This is a genomic window from Microbacterium sp. MYb62 (genome assembly GCF_002979475.1).
Classification (GTDB): Bacteria; Actinomycetota; Actinomycetes; order Actinomycetales; family Microbacteriaceae; genus Microbacterium.
In genome coordinates, this window is record NZ_PCOY01000010.1 from 37,616 (window position 1) to 53,168 (window position 15,553).

Here is a 15,553-nt window from a genome sequence, read left to right on the forward strand (position 1 = left end):
TGACGTCGGCGATCCGGAGTCCGGTCACGCCGATGCCACTCGGTCTCCGATCAGCTCTCGCAACTCGTCGGCCGTGACGTCGGCGCCGAACGCCGGGTTTCCGGGCTGGAGCACGGCGCCCTCCGCCAGGGTGTCGATGACGACGGCGTCGAAGCCGAGCCTGTCGATCATGTCCGAGACGAGGGTGAGGTCGGCAGGGTCGTCTCCCGCGATCGCGATGGCCTTGCGACCGGGCTCTCCGGCCGGTCTGGCCTCATCTTCGAGGTCGTGATAACCCATGTGGTTCAGTGCCTTCACGACCCGCGATCCGGGAAGGAACTCCTGCACCAGCTCGCTGGTCGAAGTGCGCGGGTCGCTCAGGTCGTCGCGGATCCCGTCGGTCTCCCACCAGTAGTTCATCGCGTCGAGCACCAGGGTCCCGTGCAGTTGCGTCACCGGAAGCGTGCGGTACTTGCCCAGCGGAAGGGCGAGGATGACGGCGTCCGCCTCGGCGGCCGCATCCTCAGCCGTCACCGCGATGGCCCCCGGTGCGAAGACGTCGATGGTGAGCGCGATCCGCTCCGGCGCACCCGAACTCGCGATGAGCACCCGGTAGCCCGCGGCGAGAGCGAGTCGCGCGATGGTCGTGCCGACCTTGCCCGCCCCGAGGATTCCGACGGTCGTGATGCTGTCGTTCATGACGTTCTCCCTCAGGCGTGGACGGCCTTGCCGTCCTTGGTGATGCGTGCCAGTCCGGGATCGGCGAAAGCGCCTTCTCCCGGATCCTCGGCGAGCAGCTCGCGCACGCGCGGGGCGACCTTCTCCCCGAAGAGGCGGATGCTGCGGGCACGCACGTCCTTCGGCAGATGCATGATGTCGTACTTCAGGTCGAACCGGGACAGGTGATTGCTGCGTACGGCGGCGGCGAGCTTGCGCGCGACGGTCTCGGGTGAGCCGACGTACAGCGCTCCGGTGTCGACCTCCTCCCGGTAGCGCTCGAGCGTGGGCGCGTAGAAGCCGCGCTCCTTGCTCATCTGGGTCACGACCGGCTCCCAGTGCTTCCAGTGCACGTTCTTCGCCTCGTCGTCGGTGTCGGCGATCAGGCCGAGGGAGTGCTGTCCGATCGGGAGCTCCGGCCGCCCGAACTGCTCCAGCGCGCGCAGGTACAGGCGGGCGTGCCCGGCGAAGCGCTCGGGGCGTCCGCCGATGATCGCCATCATGAGGGGCAGCCCGTGCTCGGCGGCGCGGATGACGGAGTCGGGGCTGCCGCCGATGCCGATCCATGCCGGGATGCCGCCTTCCGGCATGCGCGGAGTCAGCCGCACATTCTCCAGGGGACTGCGGTAGGTACCGGTCCAGGTGACGCGATCCTCTCGCATCAGGCGCAGGAAGAGGTCGAGCTTCTCCTCGAAGATCTGCTCGTACTCGGCGATGTCGTAGCCGAAGAGCGGGAACGACTCGATCGCCGATGCCCGCCCGAGGATGAGCTGGGCGCGCCCGTTCGAGAGCCCGTCGACGGTCGCGAACTCCTGATAGAGGCGCACCGGGTCCTGGGTCGACAGCACGGTCACCGATGTGCCGAGACCGATCGTCGACGTGGCCTGTGCCGCCGCCGCCAGGACGACGGGGGTCGCCGAGTCCATGTGTCCCTCGCGGTAGTGCTCGCCGATGCTGAACACATCGAGGCCGACGGACTCTGCCAGCTGCGCCTCCTCGATGAGCAGTCGCAGCGTCTCGCCATCCGACAGCGGGCGTCCGTCGTCGGTCGCCACCTCGCCGAAGGAGTTCAGCCCGAACTCGAGTTCCGTCATCGCCACCACGACCCTTCTCGACGTCCCCGGCCCTTCCGGATTGACGTATCAACTGCATGCAACCGTATGATTGACGTATCAATTCCCGGGAGGGGTGATGGCCGAAGGACGACGCCGCAGCACGCCCACGCCCGAAGAGCTGCGCATCTGGCGGAACTTCATCGAGACCTCCGAGGTGCTGCGTGCGCGGCTCGCCGGACAGCTGCAGAGCGAGTCGTCACTGTCTTCCGGGGACTATCAGGTGCTTCTCGCCCTGAGCGAGGTGGAGCGGAACACGGCGCGCTCGTCGGAGCTGGCCGCGCTGATCGGCTGGGAGCGCAGCCGACTGTCTCACCATCTCGGGCGGATGGAGAAGCGCGGTCTCGTCCGGCGCGTCCCGTGCGCTGACGGCGTGCAGGGGGTGGAGGTGCTCCGCACCGAGGCCGGGGCTGAGGCCTTCCGCGCCGCGAACGTCCCGCACCTGCGGGCGATCCGCTCCCAGTTCGTCGATGCCCTCTCCCCGGAGCAGCTCGCACAGGTGGATGACATCAGTGCGGCGATGCGGCGGCACCTCGGGCTAGACGCCGGAGGCGAGTCCGATCGAGGTCCGCAGCGGTAACGGCGCGCCTCTGCGACGCGCGGGCTGTCAGCGGTCGCTCTCCAGGGCGAAGATGTTGCCGTCCGGATCCTGGAACCACGCGATCCTGCCCCCGCCTGCCCTCGCCGTGACGCCGAGGTCGTCATGGATCAGGCCTTCGTAGCGGAGGAACTCGACGCCGTCGTCCGTGAGCTGGGCGACGATCTGATCCAGGTCGTCGACGTACCAGGTCGCGACGGTCGCTTGAGATGTGCCCGCGGTCGTCGATTGGTACACGTTCAGCGCGTCATCGCCGCCGGAGCGATAGACGCGGCTGCCCCCGGCGATCTTCGCGCTCGGGCCCGAGCGGACGACAGGGAGTCCGAGCGCACCTTCGTAGAAGGCCACGGCGCGGTCGATGTCGGACACGGCGACCGATGCGCGCAGGGGGAAGTCACTCAGTGGCATGCGCCAACCGTATCCGGAGGTCGCGAGCCGCGCCAGGAGGGAGGGATGCGCTCGGCGCCCTCCTGCGGAGGCGTGGTCGGCGGCGACCCGTCGTCCGATCTCCGCGGACAGGATCACTCCCGGATGGGCGATCGCCAGGTACAGGCCTGGCGCCTCGGCGGACGCTCCGACGAGAGGCCGCCCGCTCGCGGGCAGGGGCGATCGGCGATGACGGCCTGTTCGCCGCCCGGGCGTCGACGGGCCGTCTCACACGGTCGATACGCCGTGCAGCCGCTCGCGCCATCGATGGACGCTCAGCACGGCATCGAGACCGCTGGCGCCGACCGGGGTTCCGTCGGCGTGCTCGTGCACCTGCACGAATTCCTCGCCGGGTTCGATGCGGGTGGTCCCGGGGGCCGTGAGTCCGACGCCGGAGACGACATGACCGTGGATCATCGCCAGGAACGCGCTGCGGGGAAGGTACGGACCGGGGTCGTGTCCCCGGTCGAGAACGTGCAGCAGATGCTGGGCCGCATGCGTGCCCTGCGCGGTGCTGTCTTCCCAGTGGTCGATGCGCCACATCCCCCGCGCGTCGTCATGCACGGTCGCGCCGCCGGCGGCCCACACCCCGTCGACGGTGGTCCGCTGACGGTCATCGACGAGGATGCCGCCGTTCCACGGTGCGGGGGAGAGGGGGACGGTTCCGAGGGCGACGATGAGCAGGTCGCCGGTGAGCGACGAGCCGTCGTCGAGGTGCGCGGTCACCGTCCGCTCATCGTGGCTGACCGCTGCGAGCGTCGCACCGAAGAGCGTGTCCACCCGGTCGCGATGGAGTTCGGCGATGCTCCGGGCGAGTCGGGCGCCGAAGACGCTCTCGCCGGGAAAGGAACTGCGGGCGATGAGGGTGACGCCGTGCCCGGCATCCGCGAGGAGGGAGGCGGTCTCCGCCGCGATGATGCCTCCGCCGTAGAGGAGCACGTTCCTCGGACCCCGCTCCAGGATCCGCCGGATGTGCAGGGCGTCGCGCAGGGAGTGCAAGGTCGTGAGGGTGCCGGTCGTGCGCGCTTCCGCGGCGCCCGCGACGGAACTGGCGAGCTGCCGGGGTGCGCTCCCGGTGGCGATGATGAGGGAGTCGTACGTCTCGGTGAGACCGGACCGCAGTCCGAGCATGCGCACATCCGCGTCGATCGAGACGGCGGTGTCGCTGACGAACCGCACCGACGGCAGGGGGAGCCGTGTGACACCCGGTGCGCTGGACCCGACGGCCACGCCTTTGATCAGCATGCGGGAGTACGGCTCTTCGCTGCCTCGTCCCACGAGCGTCACGTCGAGGTCGTGGTGCTCCGCGAGTGCGCGGGCTGCCGCGGTCCCGGCGGCGCCGGCGCCGAGGATGAGTGTGCGGTGGGTGGTCATCGGATCCTCCTTCGTATGGGGCGGGGCTCGGGTTCGCGGGAACCCGAGCCCCAGAGTGCTCGTGCGCAGCGAGAGGTCAGCCGGCCGCGGCCGGCGTCGTGTCCTCTCGGGATTCCGACTCCGCCGAGGCCCGGACCCGGCGGCGGGCCAGGGCGATCTCGTCGGACGGGATGACGAGCGTCGGACGCGTCGCATGGTGCAGCACCTCTGCGGAGGTGCTCCCCAGCAGAGTGGCCGCCAGGCCACGGCGACCGCGCGAGCCGAGCACGATCAGATCGCTCTCGAGCTCCTCCGCCGCCTCCACGATGACCTCGGAGGCCGTGGCCATCGTGGAGGAGACGCGCGGGTCGGCGTCCAGGCCGAGGCTCCGTGCCAGTTCAGCGCCCTGCACGGCGATGAGCTCGGACGCGTCGAGGGTCGCCGCGTCGAGTTCGCCGAGCTTCTCGAGCGCAGGGTGGCCTTCGAGGTGCGCGGCGAAGCCTTCCATGTACTGGCGTGCATAGAGGAGTGTCGCCTCCGCTCCCGGGAAGAGCTCGGCGGCCGTGGCGACCGCGGCCCTGGCGTTGGGTGAACCGTCGTAGGCGATGAGCAGTTTCAGACGAGACATGCGATGTTCCTTTCAGAGGATTCGTGCGGGGTGCGTCTGGCGGTCAGGCTGCCGACGAGAGCGTCGACACTCGGGGCTTGACCATCCAGATGGACGTGACGACCGCCCCCACGAGGGCGAGGATCGCCGCGCCGACGAAGGCGGCGGAGTAGCCCTGTGTGAGCTCGGCGCCCGAGGGCTCGACGCCCGAGATGCCGTAGACGATCGCGGTGAGGACCGCGAGCCCGAGTGCCGAACCGATCTGGTAGCTCGTGCTCACGAGTCCCGAAGCCACGCCCGTCTCCGCAGCCGGCGCCGCGTTGATCGCGGTGCCCAGCGAGGGGACGAACGCGAGGGACATCCCGAGTGCCGCCAGCAGGGAGGCCGGAAGGACATCCACCGCGTAGACGCCGTCGGGGCGGACGAACGACAGCCAGAACAGGCCGCCGGCGAGCAGGAGCAGGCCGCTGACGATCATCGACTTCGCGCCGAAGCGCTCCTGAAGTCGGGGAGCGAGGGCGATCATCACGATCACGACGAGTCCCGTCATGGGAAGGAGGGCTGCGCCGGCGGCGAAGGCGCTCGCTCCGAGCACCTGCTGCAGGTACAGGTTGAGGAAGAACCACATCGACACCCATGCCGCACCGAGGAGCAGCTGCGCGCTGTTCGCGGCGGCGAGGAGGGGCGCGCGCAGCAGGCCCAGTCGCAGGAGCGGGTCCCGACTGTGCGCCTGGATGACGAAGAAGATCACCAGCAGCGCGATGCCGGCGGCGAGCAGGACGAGTGTCGACCAGGTGAGCCAGCCGACTTCCGGCGCGTTGACCACCGCGTACACCACGGCGGCGAGTCCCACCGTGACCGTGAGCGCACCCCAGATGTCGATCGAGCCGGCCGCCTTCCTCATGGTGCGGGGAAGGGCGGAGGCGGTGAAGGCGAGGACGATCACGGCGATCGGGACGGTGATGTAGAACACCCACGGCCAGCTCACGTACTCGGTCAGCACTCCGCCGAGGAAGACGCCCGCCGTGCCGCCGATCGGTGCGGCGGCGCCGTAGACGGCGAAGGCCTTCGGAAGGTCGGACGTGCCGCCGAACAGCATCATGAGCAGGGTGAGCGCTGCGGGGGCGATCATCGCGGATCCGGCGCCCTGGATCGCGCGACCGGTGATCTCCATTCCGATGTTCGTCGCGGCTCCGGCGAGCACGGATCCGACGATCAGGACCAGCCAGCCCAGGACGAAGATCTTGCGCGCGCCGAAGATGTCGGAGAGTCGGCCGCCGAGGAGGAGCAGGCCGCCGAAGGCGACCACGTAGGCATTGAAGACCCAGGAAAGCGACTCGGGCGTGAATCCGAGTTCGCGCTGGATGTCGGGGAGGGCGACACCGATGATCGAGGTGTCCATGATGACGACGAACTGCGCGGTGGCGATCAGCGCCAAGCCGAGCCAGCGCTTCGCTCGTGGTGTGGGACGGGTGGACATGTGATTCTCCTGAAGGTCAGCCGGGGTGTCCGGACGGGTCCACTATATACCCCTAGGGGGTATAGGTACCGAACCGTGACGACACGACGAAAAGCGCCCGGTGACCGCGGGGAGCGGTCGCCGGGCGCAGAGGGTTCGGCTGCGTCGGACGTCGGTAGGCGGCGGGGTCCTGGCGACCGGACCCGCCGTGGGGCGGCGCCGCCTATTCGAAGAGTGGGCTGAGGAAGCGGCGCTCGTAGCGGCGGATGCACTGCGTCGTACGTGCGAACTCGAACGCGTCGACGCACTCCGGGTCGGTGCGCGAGGCCGTGCGGTAGGTCTCGTACTCGGCGAGGGAGGGGAACGTGAACAGCGCGAAGGCTTCGTCGCTGTCGCCCTCGCTCGGCAGAAAGTAGCCGTGATGGGTGCCGCCGTGCTTCGCCACCAGTCGTATCCACCGTCGCCCGTATTCGGTGAACTCCTCCAGCTTGTCCGGGTCGATCTCGTAGCGCAGGTGAATGGTGATCATGCGGATGATCTTCGCAGAACGACCCGGCTGCGGCGGAGACCCGGACACTACGCTGAGTCTCGTGACGAACTCGCGCGACATGGTCCACATCCCCGGCGGCACGTTCCTGATGGGTTCGGACGACTTCTATCCGGATGAGCGCCCGGCCCACCAGCGCGAGGTCGCGCCGTTCTTCATCGACCGCTATCAGGTGACCAACGAGCAGTATGCGGAGTTCGTCGACGCGACGGGGTACGTGACGGTCGCCGAGCGCGAGCTCGACCCCGCGGGGTTCCCGGGAGCGGACCCTGCGGACCTGGTGCCCGGCGCGATGGTGTTCACCCCGACGGCCGGGCCGACGAATCTGGGCGACTGGCGCAACTGGTGGCGCTGGCAGCCCGGGGCCTTCTGGCGACGGCCGTTCGGGCCCGACTCGTCGATCGACGATCGGCTGCAGCATCCGGTCGTGCACGTCGCCTTCGAGGATGCGGTCGCGTATGCCGACTGGGCGGGGATGCGGCTGCCCACCGAAGCCGAGCACGAGTACGCCGCGCGCGGGGGAGCGGACGGTGCCCCCTTCGCCTGGGGCGACGAGGCGTACCCCGGAGGCGTCGCCCAGGCGAACTCGTGGTTGGGGCGCTTCCCGTACGACAACCAGGGCGTGGGCGGGACGGCTCCGGTCGGCTCGTACCCTCCGAACGGCTACGGCCTCTACGACATGATCGCGAACGTGTGGGAGTGGACGACCGACTTCTACACCCCGCGGCACATCCGCCTCTCCGACACTCCCGTCGACGCCGGCAAACGGACCAACCTCCTGGCCGCTGCCAGCGCGCAGGAGGGGTTCCCCGACATCCCGCGTCGCGTCCTCAAGGGCGGGTCGCACCTGTGCTCACCGGACTACTGCCTGCGCTTCCGTCCGGCCGCGCGCTCGCCGCAGGCCGAGGACACCGGCATGTCGCACATCGGGTTCCGCCTCACCCGCTCCGAGTGAGGCTCCCTGGGCTTCTGCGCAGGGAACTGTTTGGCTTCGACCGAGGGCATTCGCCCCATCTCACCGGTTGACGCAAGGAGCCACCCATGGCAGACAAGCCCAACATCCTCATCATCTGGGGCGATGACATCGGCATCAGCAACCTGAGCACCTACTCCGACGGTCTCATGGGCTATCGGACGCCGAACATCGATCGGATCGCCGATGAGGGCGTGAAGTTCACCGACTACTACGGCGAGCAGAGCTGCACCGCCGGACGCGCGGCCTTCATCACCGGGCAGAACCCGTACCGCACCGGACTGACCAAGGTGGGGATGCCGGGTGCGAAGCTGGGGCTGCAGCCCGAGGACCCCACGATCGCCGACGCGCTCAAGCACCACGGCTACGCCACCGGCCAGTTCGGGAAGAACCACCTCGGCGACCGCGACGAGCATCTGCCCACCGCGCACGGCTTCGACGAGTTCTTCGGCAACCTCTACCACCTCAACGCGGAGGAGGAGCCGGAGCATCCTGACTATCCGACGGACGAGGAGTACCCCGGGTTCAGTGAGAAGTTCCGCCCGCGGGGCGTGCTCCACTCCTGGGCGAACGAGGACGGCACCCAGCGCATCGAAGACACCGGTCCGCTGACGAAGAAGAGGATGGAGACGGTCGACGAGGAGTTCCGCGACGCGGCCGCGGACTTCATCCGCACGCAGGCCGCCGACGACACCCCGTTCTTCGTCTGGTTCAACTCGACGCACATGCACTTCCGCACCCACACCAAGGAGGAGAGCAAGGGGCGCGCCGGACGCTGGCAGTCGGAGTACCACGACACGATGCTCGACCACGACGACGTGGTGGGAAGCCTGCTCGATCTGCTCGACGAGCTCGGGCTCGCCGAGAACACCATCGTCATGTATTCCACCGACAACGGCCCGCACATGAACAGCTGGCCGGATGCCGGCATGACGCCGTTCCGCAACGAGAAGAACTCCAACTGGGAGGGCGCCTACCGCGTGCCGGCGATGGTCCGCTGGCCGGGCCACATCCCGGCGGGGACGACGCTCAACGGCATCGTCAGCCACAACGACTGGTTCGTGACGCTGCTGGCGGCCGCCGGAGACGACGACGTGGCCGAGCGCCTGAAGACGGGGACGCAACTGCACGGCACCGACTTCACAGTGCATCTCGACGGGCACAACCAGCTCGACTACATCACCGGCGCCGTCGAACACAGCCCGCGGCGGCACTTCTTCTACGTCTCGGATGACGGCGACCTCACGGCGCTGCGCTTCGAGAACTGGAAGGTCGTGTTCCTCGAGCAGCGCGCCGTCGGCACGCTGCTGGTCTGGCAGGAGCCCTACATCGAGCTGCGATTCCCGAAGCTGTTCAACCTCCGTACCGACCCGTACGAGCGGGCCGACATCACCTCGAACACGTACTGGGACTGGGTGCTCGATCACGTCTTCCTGTTCGTGCCGGCGCAGGCGTATGTCGCTCGCATGCTGCAGAGCCTCGTGGAGTTCCCCGCGCGGCAGGAGTCGGCGTCGTTCACGATCAATCAGGTCATGGCGAAGTTGGATTCGACGACCGGCAGCTCCTGACTCTGCTCCACTCCGAGTCCGCCGCCCCGCGCGGCGGCGGGCTCCGCGATTTAGGGTCTTGCGCGAGAGCGGACCGAGGATCATGATGTGCGGGGGCGCTGTACTCAGATCTGGAACTGAGAGCGGAGTCGACATGCGAGTAGAGCAGGAACGCAACCACGCATTCGCGGTGCGAGGACTTCTGGTGGCCGCCGTCTCTTCGGCGCTGATCCTGGTCGGTGCGCTACCGGCCGCCGCGATCTACACGCCGGAGCCGGTGACCCCCCAAGCCGGGTTCATCACGGAGGTGACGATCACCGGGTCCCAATATGCGTCCAACGTGACCGGTGAGCTCACCACGCTGGGACCGACTCCGGCTCCGTATCCGGCGACGGGTGCTTCGGTCGAAGCCGTCAGCCCGCAGCTGATCACGATCTCCGACCCGACGACGGGGGCGACCGGCACGGCCTACTGCATCGACTTCAGCACGGAGACGGGGGTCGGCGCGGGCTATGCCATCGGGGAATGGGACGAATCGAACGTGCCCCATCTCACCTACATCAACTACATCCTCACGAACTACTTCCCCTTCGACACCACGAATCCGATCTCGGCGCTCACACCGGCGCAGCAGGTTGCCGCCGTGCAGACCGCCATCTGGTATTTCAGCGACGGATTCGTGCTCGCGACCGGCACCGATCCGGTCGTCCGGAATGCGACCGCGCTCGTCGTCCAGGATGCGCTCGACAGCGGGGGACTCCCCGAGCCCACGCTGCCGACGCTCGCCATCGATCCCGCCACCGCGGAGGTGCCCGTCTCCGGCGAGGTGGTCGGGCCGTTCACGGTGACCGGCAACGTCACCGGCACCCTCGACATCGCCCTCGGCGTCGAGGTGTTCTTCGATGCGGCTGCCACCCAGCCCGTGACGGACGCCGATCCGATCCCGCCGGGCACACAGCTGTGGGCCCGATGGACTGGGCCCGACCTGCCGATCAACGGATTCCGCATCACCGGCGTGGCATCGCTGACGCAGGGCACGGTCTACCTCTACGACCCGGAATCCTCCGACCTGGATGAAGCGCAGAAGCTCGTCCTGGCCCAGACCGCCACGCTGCCGGTCCGCGCCGGCGTCCGCGTGACCCCCTACGCCGCGGGGGCCCTCAGCGTGACGAAGACGATCACCGGGAGTGGTGCAGGACTGCAGGGCGACATCACGATCCAGATCGACTGCACGCCGGGGCTGCCGCCAGGCATCCCGAACACCGCCGTCCTTCCCGCGGGGGTCACGGTGCCCGACCCGATCGTCTTCACCGGAATCCCGGACGGGGCGTCGTGCACCGTTTCCGAGCCGGCCAACGGGGCGAACGCGGCCGTCACACTCACCACGCAGACGATCGAGCCGGCGACCGTGACCATCGACGCGGAAGCGCCTGCGCCCGTGGCGGTGACAGTGACGAACGCGTATGAACCCGTTCCTGTCGAGCCGGTCGAACCGGTCGTCCCGGCGGAGGGCTCGGGTCTTGCGGCCTCCGGCCTCGACCCCGCGGTCGGCGCTCTCGGCTTCGCCGGGTTCGCCCTGCTGGCGACGGGCCTGCTGATCCGTCTCCGCCGGGCGAGCGCGGGTCGTATCCCCCGGTGAGATCTCGGAGGTCGGCGCTTCGGGTTCGCGGACCCGGAGCGCCGACCACCGCGCAACCACCATCACCAGGCCGCCCTCAGCCCGCCCCGCTACCCTCGAGCCATGCGCCGAATCATCGCCCTGCCCCTCGTCCTCGCTGCGGGTCTGCTCGTTGCGGGGTGCTCGCAGGTGACGCAGATGGCCGGTGATGCCCTCGGCGTCGACGTGCCGGCGACTTGCGCGACGATCGACGAGGCGTACGGGCAGTACCAGGCCCTCCTGGATCAGGGCGACCTCTCGGTGGAGCAGGCGGAGGCGGCCCGCGCCGATCTCGTCGCGTCCCTCGATGGACTCGCGGCCGATGTCGACGGGCAGCTGGGCGACCTCATCCGCTCCGGCGCCGAGCAGATCGGCGGCATGGCCGATCTGCAGTCGCCGGAGACCATCGAGGCGATCGAGCAGCTCAAGGATTCGACCGCGGCGTTCTGCGGCTGAGCGGCGGCCCGGCTGATATCGCATCTCAGCGGCGGCTCTCGGACAGAGCGAGCGCCGGGGCGGTGAGAGTCGCCATCCGGTTCATCGCGTAGCCCCACGTAGCGATCGCGAGGAGCGGCCCCCAGAGCCAGAACGGGAACATCAGGAGCAGGTACAGGGTGTCGTCGATCGACCCGGCACCCTCGAGCGCGAACTGGATCCCGGCGGCCGTGAACAGGACGCTCACGACGCTTGCGGGGATGATCGCGAGGCCGGGAGGCACCGGACGTCCGCCGACGCCGGCGAAGAGCCGCGGGAACCGCTCGCCCCACGGCAGGATCAGGCCCATCGTGAGCACGCCGCCCGCCAGCATCCCCGCGCCGAGTGCGAGGCCGACGACGCGGGTGGCCGGCTCCTGGGCGAACAGCTCGGCGCTTCCACCGAAGAGCGGCCACGGGGTCAGCCAGGTGGCCCGGGTGAACACATAAGGGAGCGCGCAGGCGGCCGCGACGATCGTGAGCGCGCGGCGGTGCCGGAGCACGGCCCGCGCGAAACCCCCTCGTGCGCCGCTGGATTCGCCGATCGTCCAGATGAGCAGACCGGCGGCGGCGACGACGTGGGCGAGGGCGAGCCCCACGTGCGGGAGCATCGTCCCGAGCGTGCCGATGACCTGGGGCACCACGGGCGCGGATTCCAGGCTCACCCCCGCGTACACGACGACGCCGATGACGACGGCGGCGAGGAGGATGCCGAGCCAGGGGCGCCGGAGCGCGATCAAGACGACGAGGACCGTGCTTCCCACGATGACGGTCATCGCGAACGTGTAGCCGGCGGCGGGGATGATGCCGCCGGGCGTCGAGACCGCGAGCAGGAGTGCCGAGACGAGAGCAGCCGCCCGGGAGAACCCGGTCGCGCTGGCGCGGCGCGCGGGAAGTTGCGCGATCAGCGCGAACACCGTGACGAGGAGGGCTGCCAGCGCTCCGGTGAGGGAGAGGGCGAACTCGACGCCGGCGCCGAGGTGGCCGATCAGACTCGAAGGCGGCGCGTCGATGGTGGGGATCAGCATCATCACCAGGCTGGCGATGGCGACGGTCAAGGCGCCGGCGGCGGTGGCGAGAAGGACGAAGGTGCGGGTGAGAGCGGACATGCTTCCACGCTAGAAACGACCGTGACGGCGGGCCTCTCCCGCACGAGGCATTCCCCTCACCCATGTGGGCTAGTTCGCACGGGTATCCGCCGGGATCAGGCTCGCGGGCGCAGCACGCCGTTCTCATACGCCCAGATGACGACGTGCACCCGATCGGGGACGCCGAGTTTCGCGAGAACGGCCTTGACGTGGGTCTTCACGGTGTTCGCGGAAAGGAACAGCTTCCGTGCGATGTCCTCGTTCGACGCGCCCGTCGCCAGGGCGCGGGCCACCTCCTGCTCGCGCGGACTGAGCTGCGAGAGCGCGGCGGCGGAGTCCACCGCGGGCGCGCCGTCGCGGACGAAGCCGATCAGCGCCGTGGTGGCGCGCGGGGACATGACCGACTCGCCGGCCGCGACCGCAGCGGCGGCATCCGCGAGGTCCGTCGGGGTGGCGTCCTTCGTGAGGAAACCGCTCGCGCCCTCTCGGATCGCCGCGTACACGTACTCGTCGAGATCGAAGGTCGTGAGGATCAGGACCCGTACGGTGGGGCGGATGCGCAGGACCTCGCGGGTCGCGGCGATCCCGTCCATTCCCGGCATGCGGATGTCCATCAGCACCACGTCGACGGCATGTGCGCGCACGTGAGCGACGGCTTCCTCACCGGAGGCGACAGTGATCACCTCCGCGATGCGCGGATCGCGGTCGAGCATCAGCGCGATGGCGGAGCGCAGCAGCTCCTGGTCATCGACGATGAGCACGCGCAGGCTCATGCAGGACTCCTCTCCACAGGCAGTTCGACACGAAGGGTCCAGCCCCGGGGCGCTCGCCGCTCCGTGGTGAGCACACCGCCGGCCAGCCGCACCCGCTCCGCGATGCCGATCAGGCCGATGCCGCTGCCCAGGTCGGTCAGGACGGTGCCCGAGCCGCCGTCATCGCGGACAGTCGCGTGCACGGCACCCTGCTGCCATTCGAGACGGACCTCGATGTCGACGGGAGGCGCGGTGTGGCGGACGGCGTTGGTGAGCGCCTCGCGCACGGCATGATGCAGGGCCAGCGCGGCATCCGCACGGAGGTCGCCGCGCGCCCCCGACTCCTCGAGCCGCGCCTGCACCGAGGGAGTGCGCACGCTCTCCACGAGGGCGCCGAGAGAGTCGACGGTCGGCAGCGGCTCGAGCGGGGCATCGTCGGCGACGACCGAGCGCATGCCCCGAAGCGCCGTACGCCCGGTGTCAACGACGATGGTGAGGGCGGCGTCGCTGCGGTGCGGGTCGTCCTCTCGCACGGCGCGGGCGACCTCGGCCTGCGCGATCATCACGGTCATGGCATGGGCGACGACGTCATGCAGATCCCGGTTGATCCGTGCCCGCTCGTCGGAGATCGCCTGTGCGACGCGCGTGTTCGTCCTCTCCTCCGCCTGATCGCGTCGGACGCGGAGGACCAGCCCCATCGCCCAGGCGGCCGCGATCGCCCCGCTGAGACCCGCGAATGCCCCGAGTCGCAAGTCGTCGAACTGCGGCTCGGCGAACGCGATGAGGGCTGCTCCGAAGATTCCGGCTGCGAGCGCCAGGATGCGGAAGGTTCTGCTCGACTGCGCGGCGACCTGGGCGATCACGAGGAGGTAGGCCACGGACGAGGGGAGGAACGAAGTGGATGCGGCGCCGAAGGTGGAGACCAGGACGAGGACGAACATCGCCGCATTCGCGATCACGGCGGCGAGGACCGGGCGGCGGATCGCGACGAAGGTCGCGACATGCAGGATCAGGCAGAGGCCGATCACGGTCGCGAGCAGCGGCGGGTCGGGGCGGGTGGCGGGCTCGGTGAGCAGGGCGATGCTCGAGGGCAGCAGGACCACGAGTGCGATGAGCGCGACGATGAGGTCGACACGCAACCACGCGTGCCGACCGGGGCTCGTCGCCGAGGTCTCGGACCACATCGCCCTCATGCTCTCACGCAGGCTCGGGGCGGCGCGTCACCCGTCCGGGTGATGCGCGTCGCGGAAGGCGGAGCGCGCGGGGCGTCACGCGGTGCGAGTGATGTCGACCACGAGCGCATCGAGGACGGCGGCGACGGCCGCGGTCATCAGATCCCGGCGGCGCCCGTGGTCGACCTGCGCCCCGACGAGCTGACGATCGACGTGGCCGAGGATCGGCGTGCTGCAGGCGAGGGCGACGATGAAGAAGACGAGTTCCGCCGCCTCCTCCGTGCGCAGACCCGGCACCGCCTCAGCCAGCGCCTCGACCTTCTCGCGGCTGAGATCGAGGCGTTCCGTGGAGTTCGTCGGCGGTCGGTTCTCGAGGCTCTCCCAGAAGAGCAGACGGGCGAGCGTCTGGTCATCGCGGTGATGCTCCACCATCCGCTGGGCGTAGGAGAGCACGGCCTCCCTGCCGGTGCCGACGATCGGGATCAGGGCCATGACGCGGATCATCTCGCCCGCGACGACCTCGTCGAAGAGTTCGGCCTTGCTGCCGAAGTACTTGTAGATCCGCTGCTTGTTGATGCCGGCGTCGTCGGCGATGCGATCCACCCGCCCTCCGGCCAGTCCCCGCTCGCTGAACTCCGCGGTCGCCGCCTCGAGGAGGAGCCGGCGTGTGCGCTGCGTGTCCCATGCCATGGGGCCTACCCTAACAAACCAACTGGTTGGTTGCAGTATTGATCTGCGGCGACTAGGGTTCCAAAAAAGCCAACCAACCGTTTGGAGTTTGTATGTCCTCTCGACCGCCGGGCACCACGCCCGTGCCCTCCATCCATGTCCGTGCCGCGCTGACATGGCTGGCCATCTTCCCGCTCGTCACCCTCGGTCTGGTCCTCCTCGGATCCTTCGCCGAGGGGTGGCATCCCGTTCTGCGCGCGCTCGCATTGACGGTCGTGATCATCCCGCTGGCGGTGTACGTGATCGTGCCGAGATTGCTGCAGCTCTACGCCGCGATCGTGAGGAGGGCCCACCGGAACGGCTGATGCCGAGGCTCGTGACGACCCTCGCACAAGGGGCTGGTCGGACGGCGGGGCGAGGGCTA

17 protein-coding genes are annotated in these 15,553 nt (G+C 69.3%); 6 read left to right on the top strand and 11 right to left on the bottom strand.

Annotated features, from left to right (window positions below; all coding sequences use genetic code 11):
* Positions 1–24: 24 nt before the first annotated feature.
* Together CQ042_RS11725 and CQ042_RS11730 are read right to left on the bottom strand one after the other, a co-directional pair.
* Positions 25–678, bottom strand: coding sequence for an NADPH-dependent F420 reductase (locus CQ042_RS11725; protein ID WP_105670661.1), 654 nt, complete (start codon positions 676–678; stop codon positions 25–27).
* 11 nt (positions 679–689) lie between these two features.
* On the bottom strand, positions 690–1,790 hold the full coding sequence (locus tag CQ042_RS11730) for an LLM class flavin-dependent oxidoreductase (RefSeq protein WP_105670730.1): 1,101 nt from the start codon (positions 1,788–1,790) through the stop codon (positions 690–692).
* 97 nt (positions 1,791–1,887) lie between these two features.
* Here CQ042_RS11730 and CQ042_RS11735 point away from each other — a divergent pair, with 97 nt between their 5' ends.
* Positions 1,888–2,388 carry a MarR family winged helix-turn-helix transcriptional regulator gene (locus CQ042_RS11735; protein WP_105670662.1) on the top strand — a complete coding sequence of 167 codons (501 nt, stop codon included), beginning with the start codon at positions 1,888–1,890 and terminating at the stop codon, positions 2,386–2,388.
* A gap of 27 nt (positions 2,389–2,415) precedes the next feature.
* Here the strand turns inward: CQ042_RS11735 and CQ042_RS11740 are convergent, their stop codons facing one another.
* The 5 genes from CQ042_RS11740 to CQ042_RS11760 all read right to left on the bottom strand — a co-directional run bounded on the left by CQ042_RS11740 (position 2,416) and on the right by CQ042_RS11760 (position 6,780).
* Positions 2,416–2,814, bottom strand: coding sequence for a VOC family protein (locus CQ042_RS11740; protein ID WP_105670731.1), 399 nt, complete (start codon positions 2,812–2,814; stop codon positions 2,416–2,418).
* Between the two features lie 246 nt (positions 2,815–3,060).
* Entirely contained in the window at positions 3,061–4,206 is a 1,146-nt protein-coding gene (locus tag CQ042_RS11745) for an FAD-dependent oxidoreductase (protein WP_105670663.1), read from the bottom strand.
* 76 nt (positions 4,207–4,282) lie between these two features.
* Positions 4,283–4,813, bottom strand: coding sequence for a universal stress protein (locus CQ042_RS11750; RefSeq protein WP_105670664.1), 531 nt, complete (start codon positions 4,811–4,813; stop codon positions 4,283–4,285).
* 43 nt (positions 4,814–4,856) lie between these two features.
* Entirely contained in the window at positions 4,857–6,272 is a 1,416-nt protein-coding gene (locus tag CQ042_RS11755) for an MFS transporter (RefSeq protein WP_105670665.1), read from the bottom strand.
* Positions 6,273–6,474: 202 nt separating this feature from the next.
* Entirely contained in the window at positions 6,475–6,780 is a 306-nt protein-coding gene (locus CQ042_RS11760; protein WP_105670732.1) for an NIPSNAP family protein, read from the bottom strand.
* 79 nt (positions 6,781–6,859) lie between these two features.
* Here CQ042_RS11760 and CQ042_RS11765 point away from each other — a divergent pair, with 79 nt between their 5' ends.
* The 4 genes from CQ042_RS11765 to CQ042_RS11780 all read left to right on the top strand — a co-directional run bounded on the left by CQ042_RS11765 (position 6,860) and on the right by CQ042_RS11780 (position 11,431).
* The gene (locus tag CQ042_RS11765; protein WP_105670666.1) at positions 6,860–7,753 is read left to right on the top strand and encodes a formylglycine-generating enzyme family protein; all 894 of its coding nucleotides are present in this window, start codon (positions 6,860–6,862) and stop codon (positions 7,751–7,753) included.
* Positions 7,754–7,839: 86 nt separating this feature from the next.
* Positions 7,840–9,339 (top strand): arylsulfatase, encoded by a 1,500-nt coding sequence (locus CQ042_RS11770; protein ID WP_105670667.1) that lies wholly within the window; start codon positions 7,840–7,842, stop codon positions 9,337–9,339.
* A gap of 184 nt (positions 9,340–9,523) precedes the next feature.
* Complete coding sequence (locus CQ042_RS11775) at positions 9,524–10,957, top strand: thioester domain-containing protein (RefSeq protein WP_146115387.1); 1,434 nt, start codon at positions 9,524–9,526, stop codon at positions 10,955–10,957.
* Between the two features lie 102 nt (positions 10,958–11,059).
* A complete protein-coding gene (locus CQ042_RS11780; RefSeq protein WP_105670669.1) occupies positions 11,060–11,431 on the top strand; it encodes a hypothetical protein in 372 nt (123 codons plus the stop codon).
* Between the two features lie 25 nt (positions 11,432–11,456).
* Here CQ042_RS11780 and CQ042_RS11785 read toward each other — a convergent pair whose 3' ends face one another.
* The 4 genes from CQ042_RS11785 to CQ042_RS20485 all read right to left on the bottom strand — a co-directional run bounded on the left by CQ042_RS11785 (position 11,457) and on the right by CQ042_RS20485 (position 15,150).
* Positions 11,457–12,557, bottom strand: coding sequence for a hypothetical protein (locus CQ042_RS11785; RefSeq protein WP_105670670.1), 1,101 nt, complete (start codon positions 12,555–12,557; stop codon positions 11,457–11,459).
* Positions 12,558–12,652: 95 nt separating this feature from the next.
* A complete protein-coding gene (locus CQ042_RS11790) occupies positions 12,653–13,309 on the bottom strand; it encodes a response regulator transcription factor (protein ID WP_105670671.1) in 657 nt (218 codons plus the stop codon).
* Positions 13,306–14,472, bottom strand: coding sequence for a sensor histidine kinase (locus CQ042_RS11795; protein WP_181157548.1), 1,167 nt, complete (start codon positions 14,470–14,472; stop codon positions 13,306–13,308). The genes CQ042_RS11790 and CQ042_RS11795 overlap by 4 nt, the downstream gene beginning before the upstream one ends.
* A gap of 84 nt (positions 14,473–14,556) precedes the next feature.
* The gene (locus CQ042_RS20485) at positions 14,557–15,150 is read right to left on the bottom strand and encodes a TetR/AcrR family transcriptional regulator (RefSeq protein WP_181157549.1); all 594 of its coding nucleotides are present in this window, start codon (positions 15,148–15,150) and stop codon (positions 14,557–14,559) included.
* Between the two features lie 92 nt (positions 15,151–15,242).
* Between CQ042_RS20485 and CQ042_RS11805 the strand changes: the two genes are divergently transcribed.
* Positions 15,243–15,494 (top strand): hypothetical protein, encoded by a 252-nt coding sequence (locus tag CQ042_RS11805; RefSeq protein ID WP_105670673.1) that lies wholly within the window; start codon positions 15,243–15,245, stop codon positions 15,492–15,494.
* Positions 15,495–15,553: the final 59 nt, after the last annotated feature.

Coding starts and splice junctions, on each gene's coding strand:
- CQ042_RS11725 (WP_105670661.1), bottom strand. CDS start 678: ATGAACGACAGCATCACGACCGTCGGAATCCTCGGGGCGGGCAAGGTC.
- CQ042_RS11730 (WP_105670730.1), bottom strand. CDS start 1,790: ATGACGGAACTCGAGTTCGGGCTGAACTCCTTCGGCGAGGTGGCGACC.
- CQ042_RS11735 (WP_105670662.1), top strand. CDS start 1,888: ATGGCCGAAGGACGACGCCGCAGCACGCCCACGCCCGAAGAGCTGCGC.
- CQ042_RS11740 (WP_105670731.1), bottom strand. CDS start 2,814: ATGCCACTGAGTGACTTCCCCCTGCGCGCATCGGTCGCCGTGTCCGAC.
- CQ042_RS11745 (WP_105670663.1), bottom strand. CDS start 4,206: ATGACCACCCACCGCACACTCATCCTCGGCGCCGGCGCCGCCGGGACC.
- CQ042_RS11750 (WP_105670664.1), bottom strand. CDS start 4,813: ATGTCTCGTCTGAAACTGCTCATCGCCTACGACGGTTCACCCAACGCC.
- CQ042_RS11755 (WP_105670665.1), bottom strand. CDS start 6,272: ATGTCCACCCGTCCCACACCACGAGCGAAGCGCTGGCTCGGCTTGGCG.
- CQ042_RS11760 (WP_105670732.1), bottom strand. CDS start 6,780: ATGATCACCATTCACCTGCGCTACGAGATCGACCCGGACAAGCTGGAG.
- CQ042_RS11765 (WP_105670666.1), top strand. CDS start 6,860: ATGGTCCACATCCCCGGCGGCACGTTCCTGATGGGTTCGGACGACTTC.
- CQ042_RS11770 (WP_105670667.1), top strand. CDS start 7,840: ATGGCAGACAAGCCCAACATCCTCATCATCTGGGGCGATGACATCGGC.
- CQ042_RS11780 (WP_105670669.1), top strand. CDS start 11,060: ATGCGCCGAATCATCGCCCTGCCCCTCGTCCTCGCTGCGGGTCTGCTC.
- CQ042_RS11785 (WP_105670670.1), bottom strand. CDS start 12,557: ATGTCCGCTCTCACCCGCACCTTCGTCCTTCTCGCCACCGCCGCCGGC.
- CQ042_RS11790 (WP_105670671.1), bottom strand. CDS start 13,309: ATGAGCCTGCGCGTGCTCATCGTCGATGACCAGGAGCTGCTGCGCTCC.
- CQ042_RS11795 (WP_181157548.1), bottom strand. CDS start 14,472: ATGTGGTCCGAGACCTCGGCGACGAGCCCCGGTCGGCACGCGTGGTTG.
- CQ042_RS20485 (WP_181157549.1), bottom strand. CDS start 15,150: ATGGCATGGGACACGCAGCGCACACGCCGGCTCCTCCTCGAGGCGGCG.
- CQ042_RS11805 (WP_105670673.1), top strand. CDS start 15,243: ATGTCCTCTCGACCGCCGGGCACCACGCCCGTGCCCTCCATCCATGTC.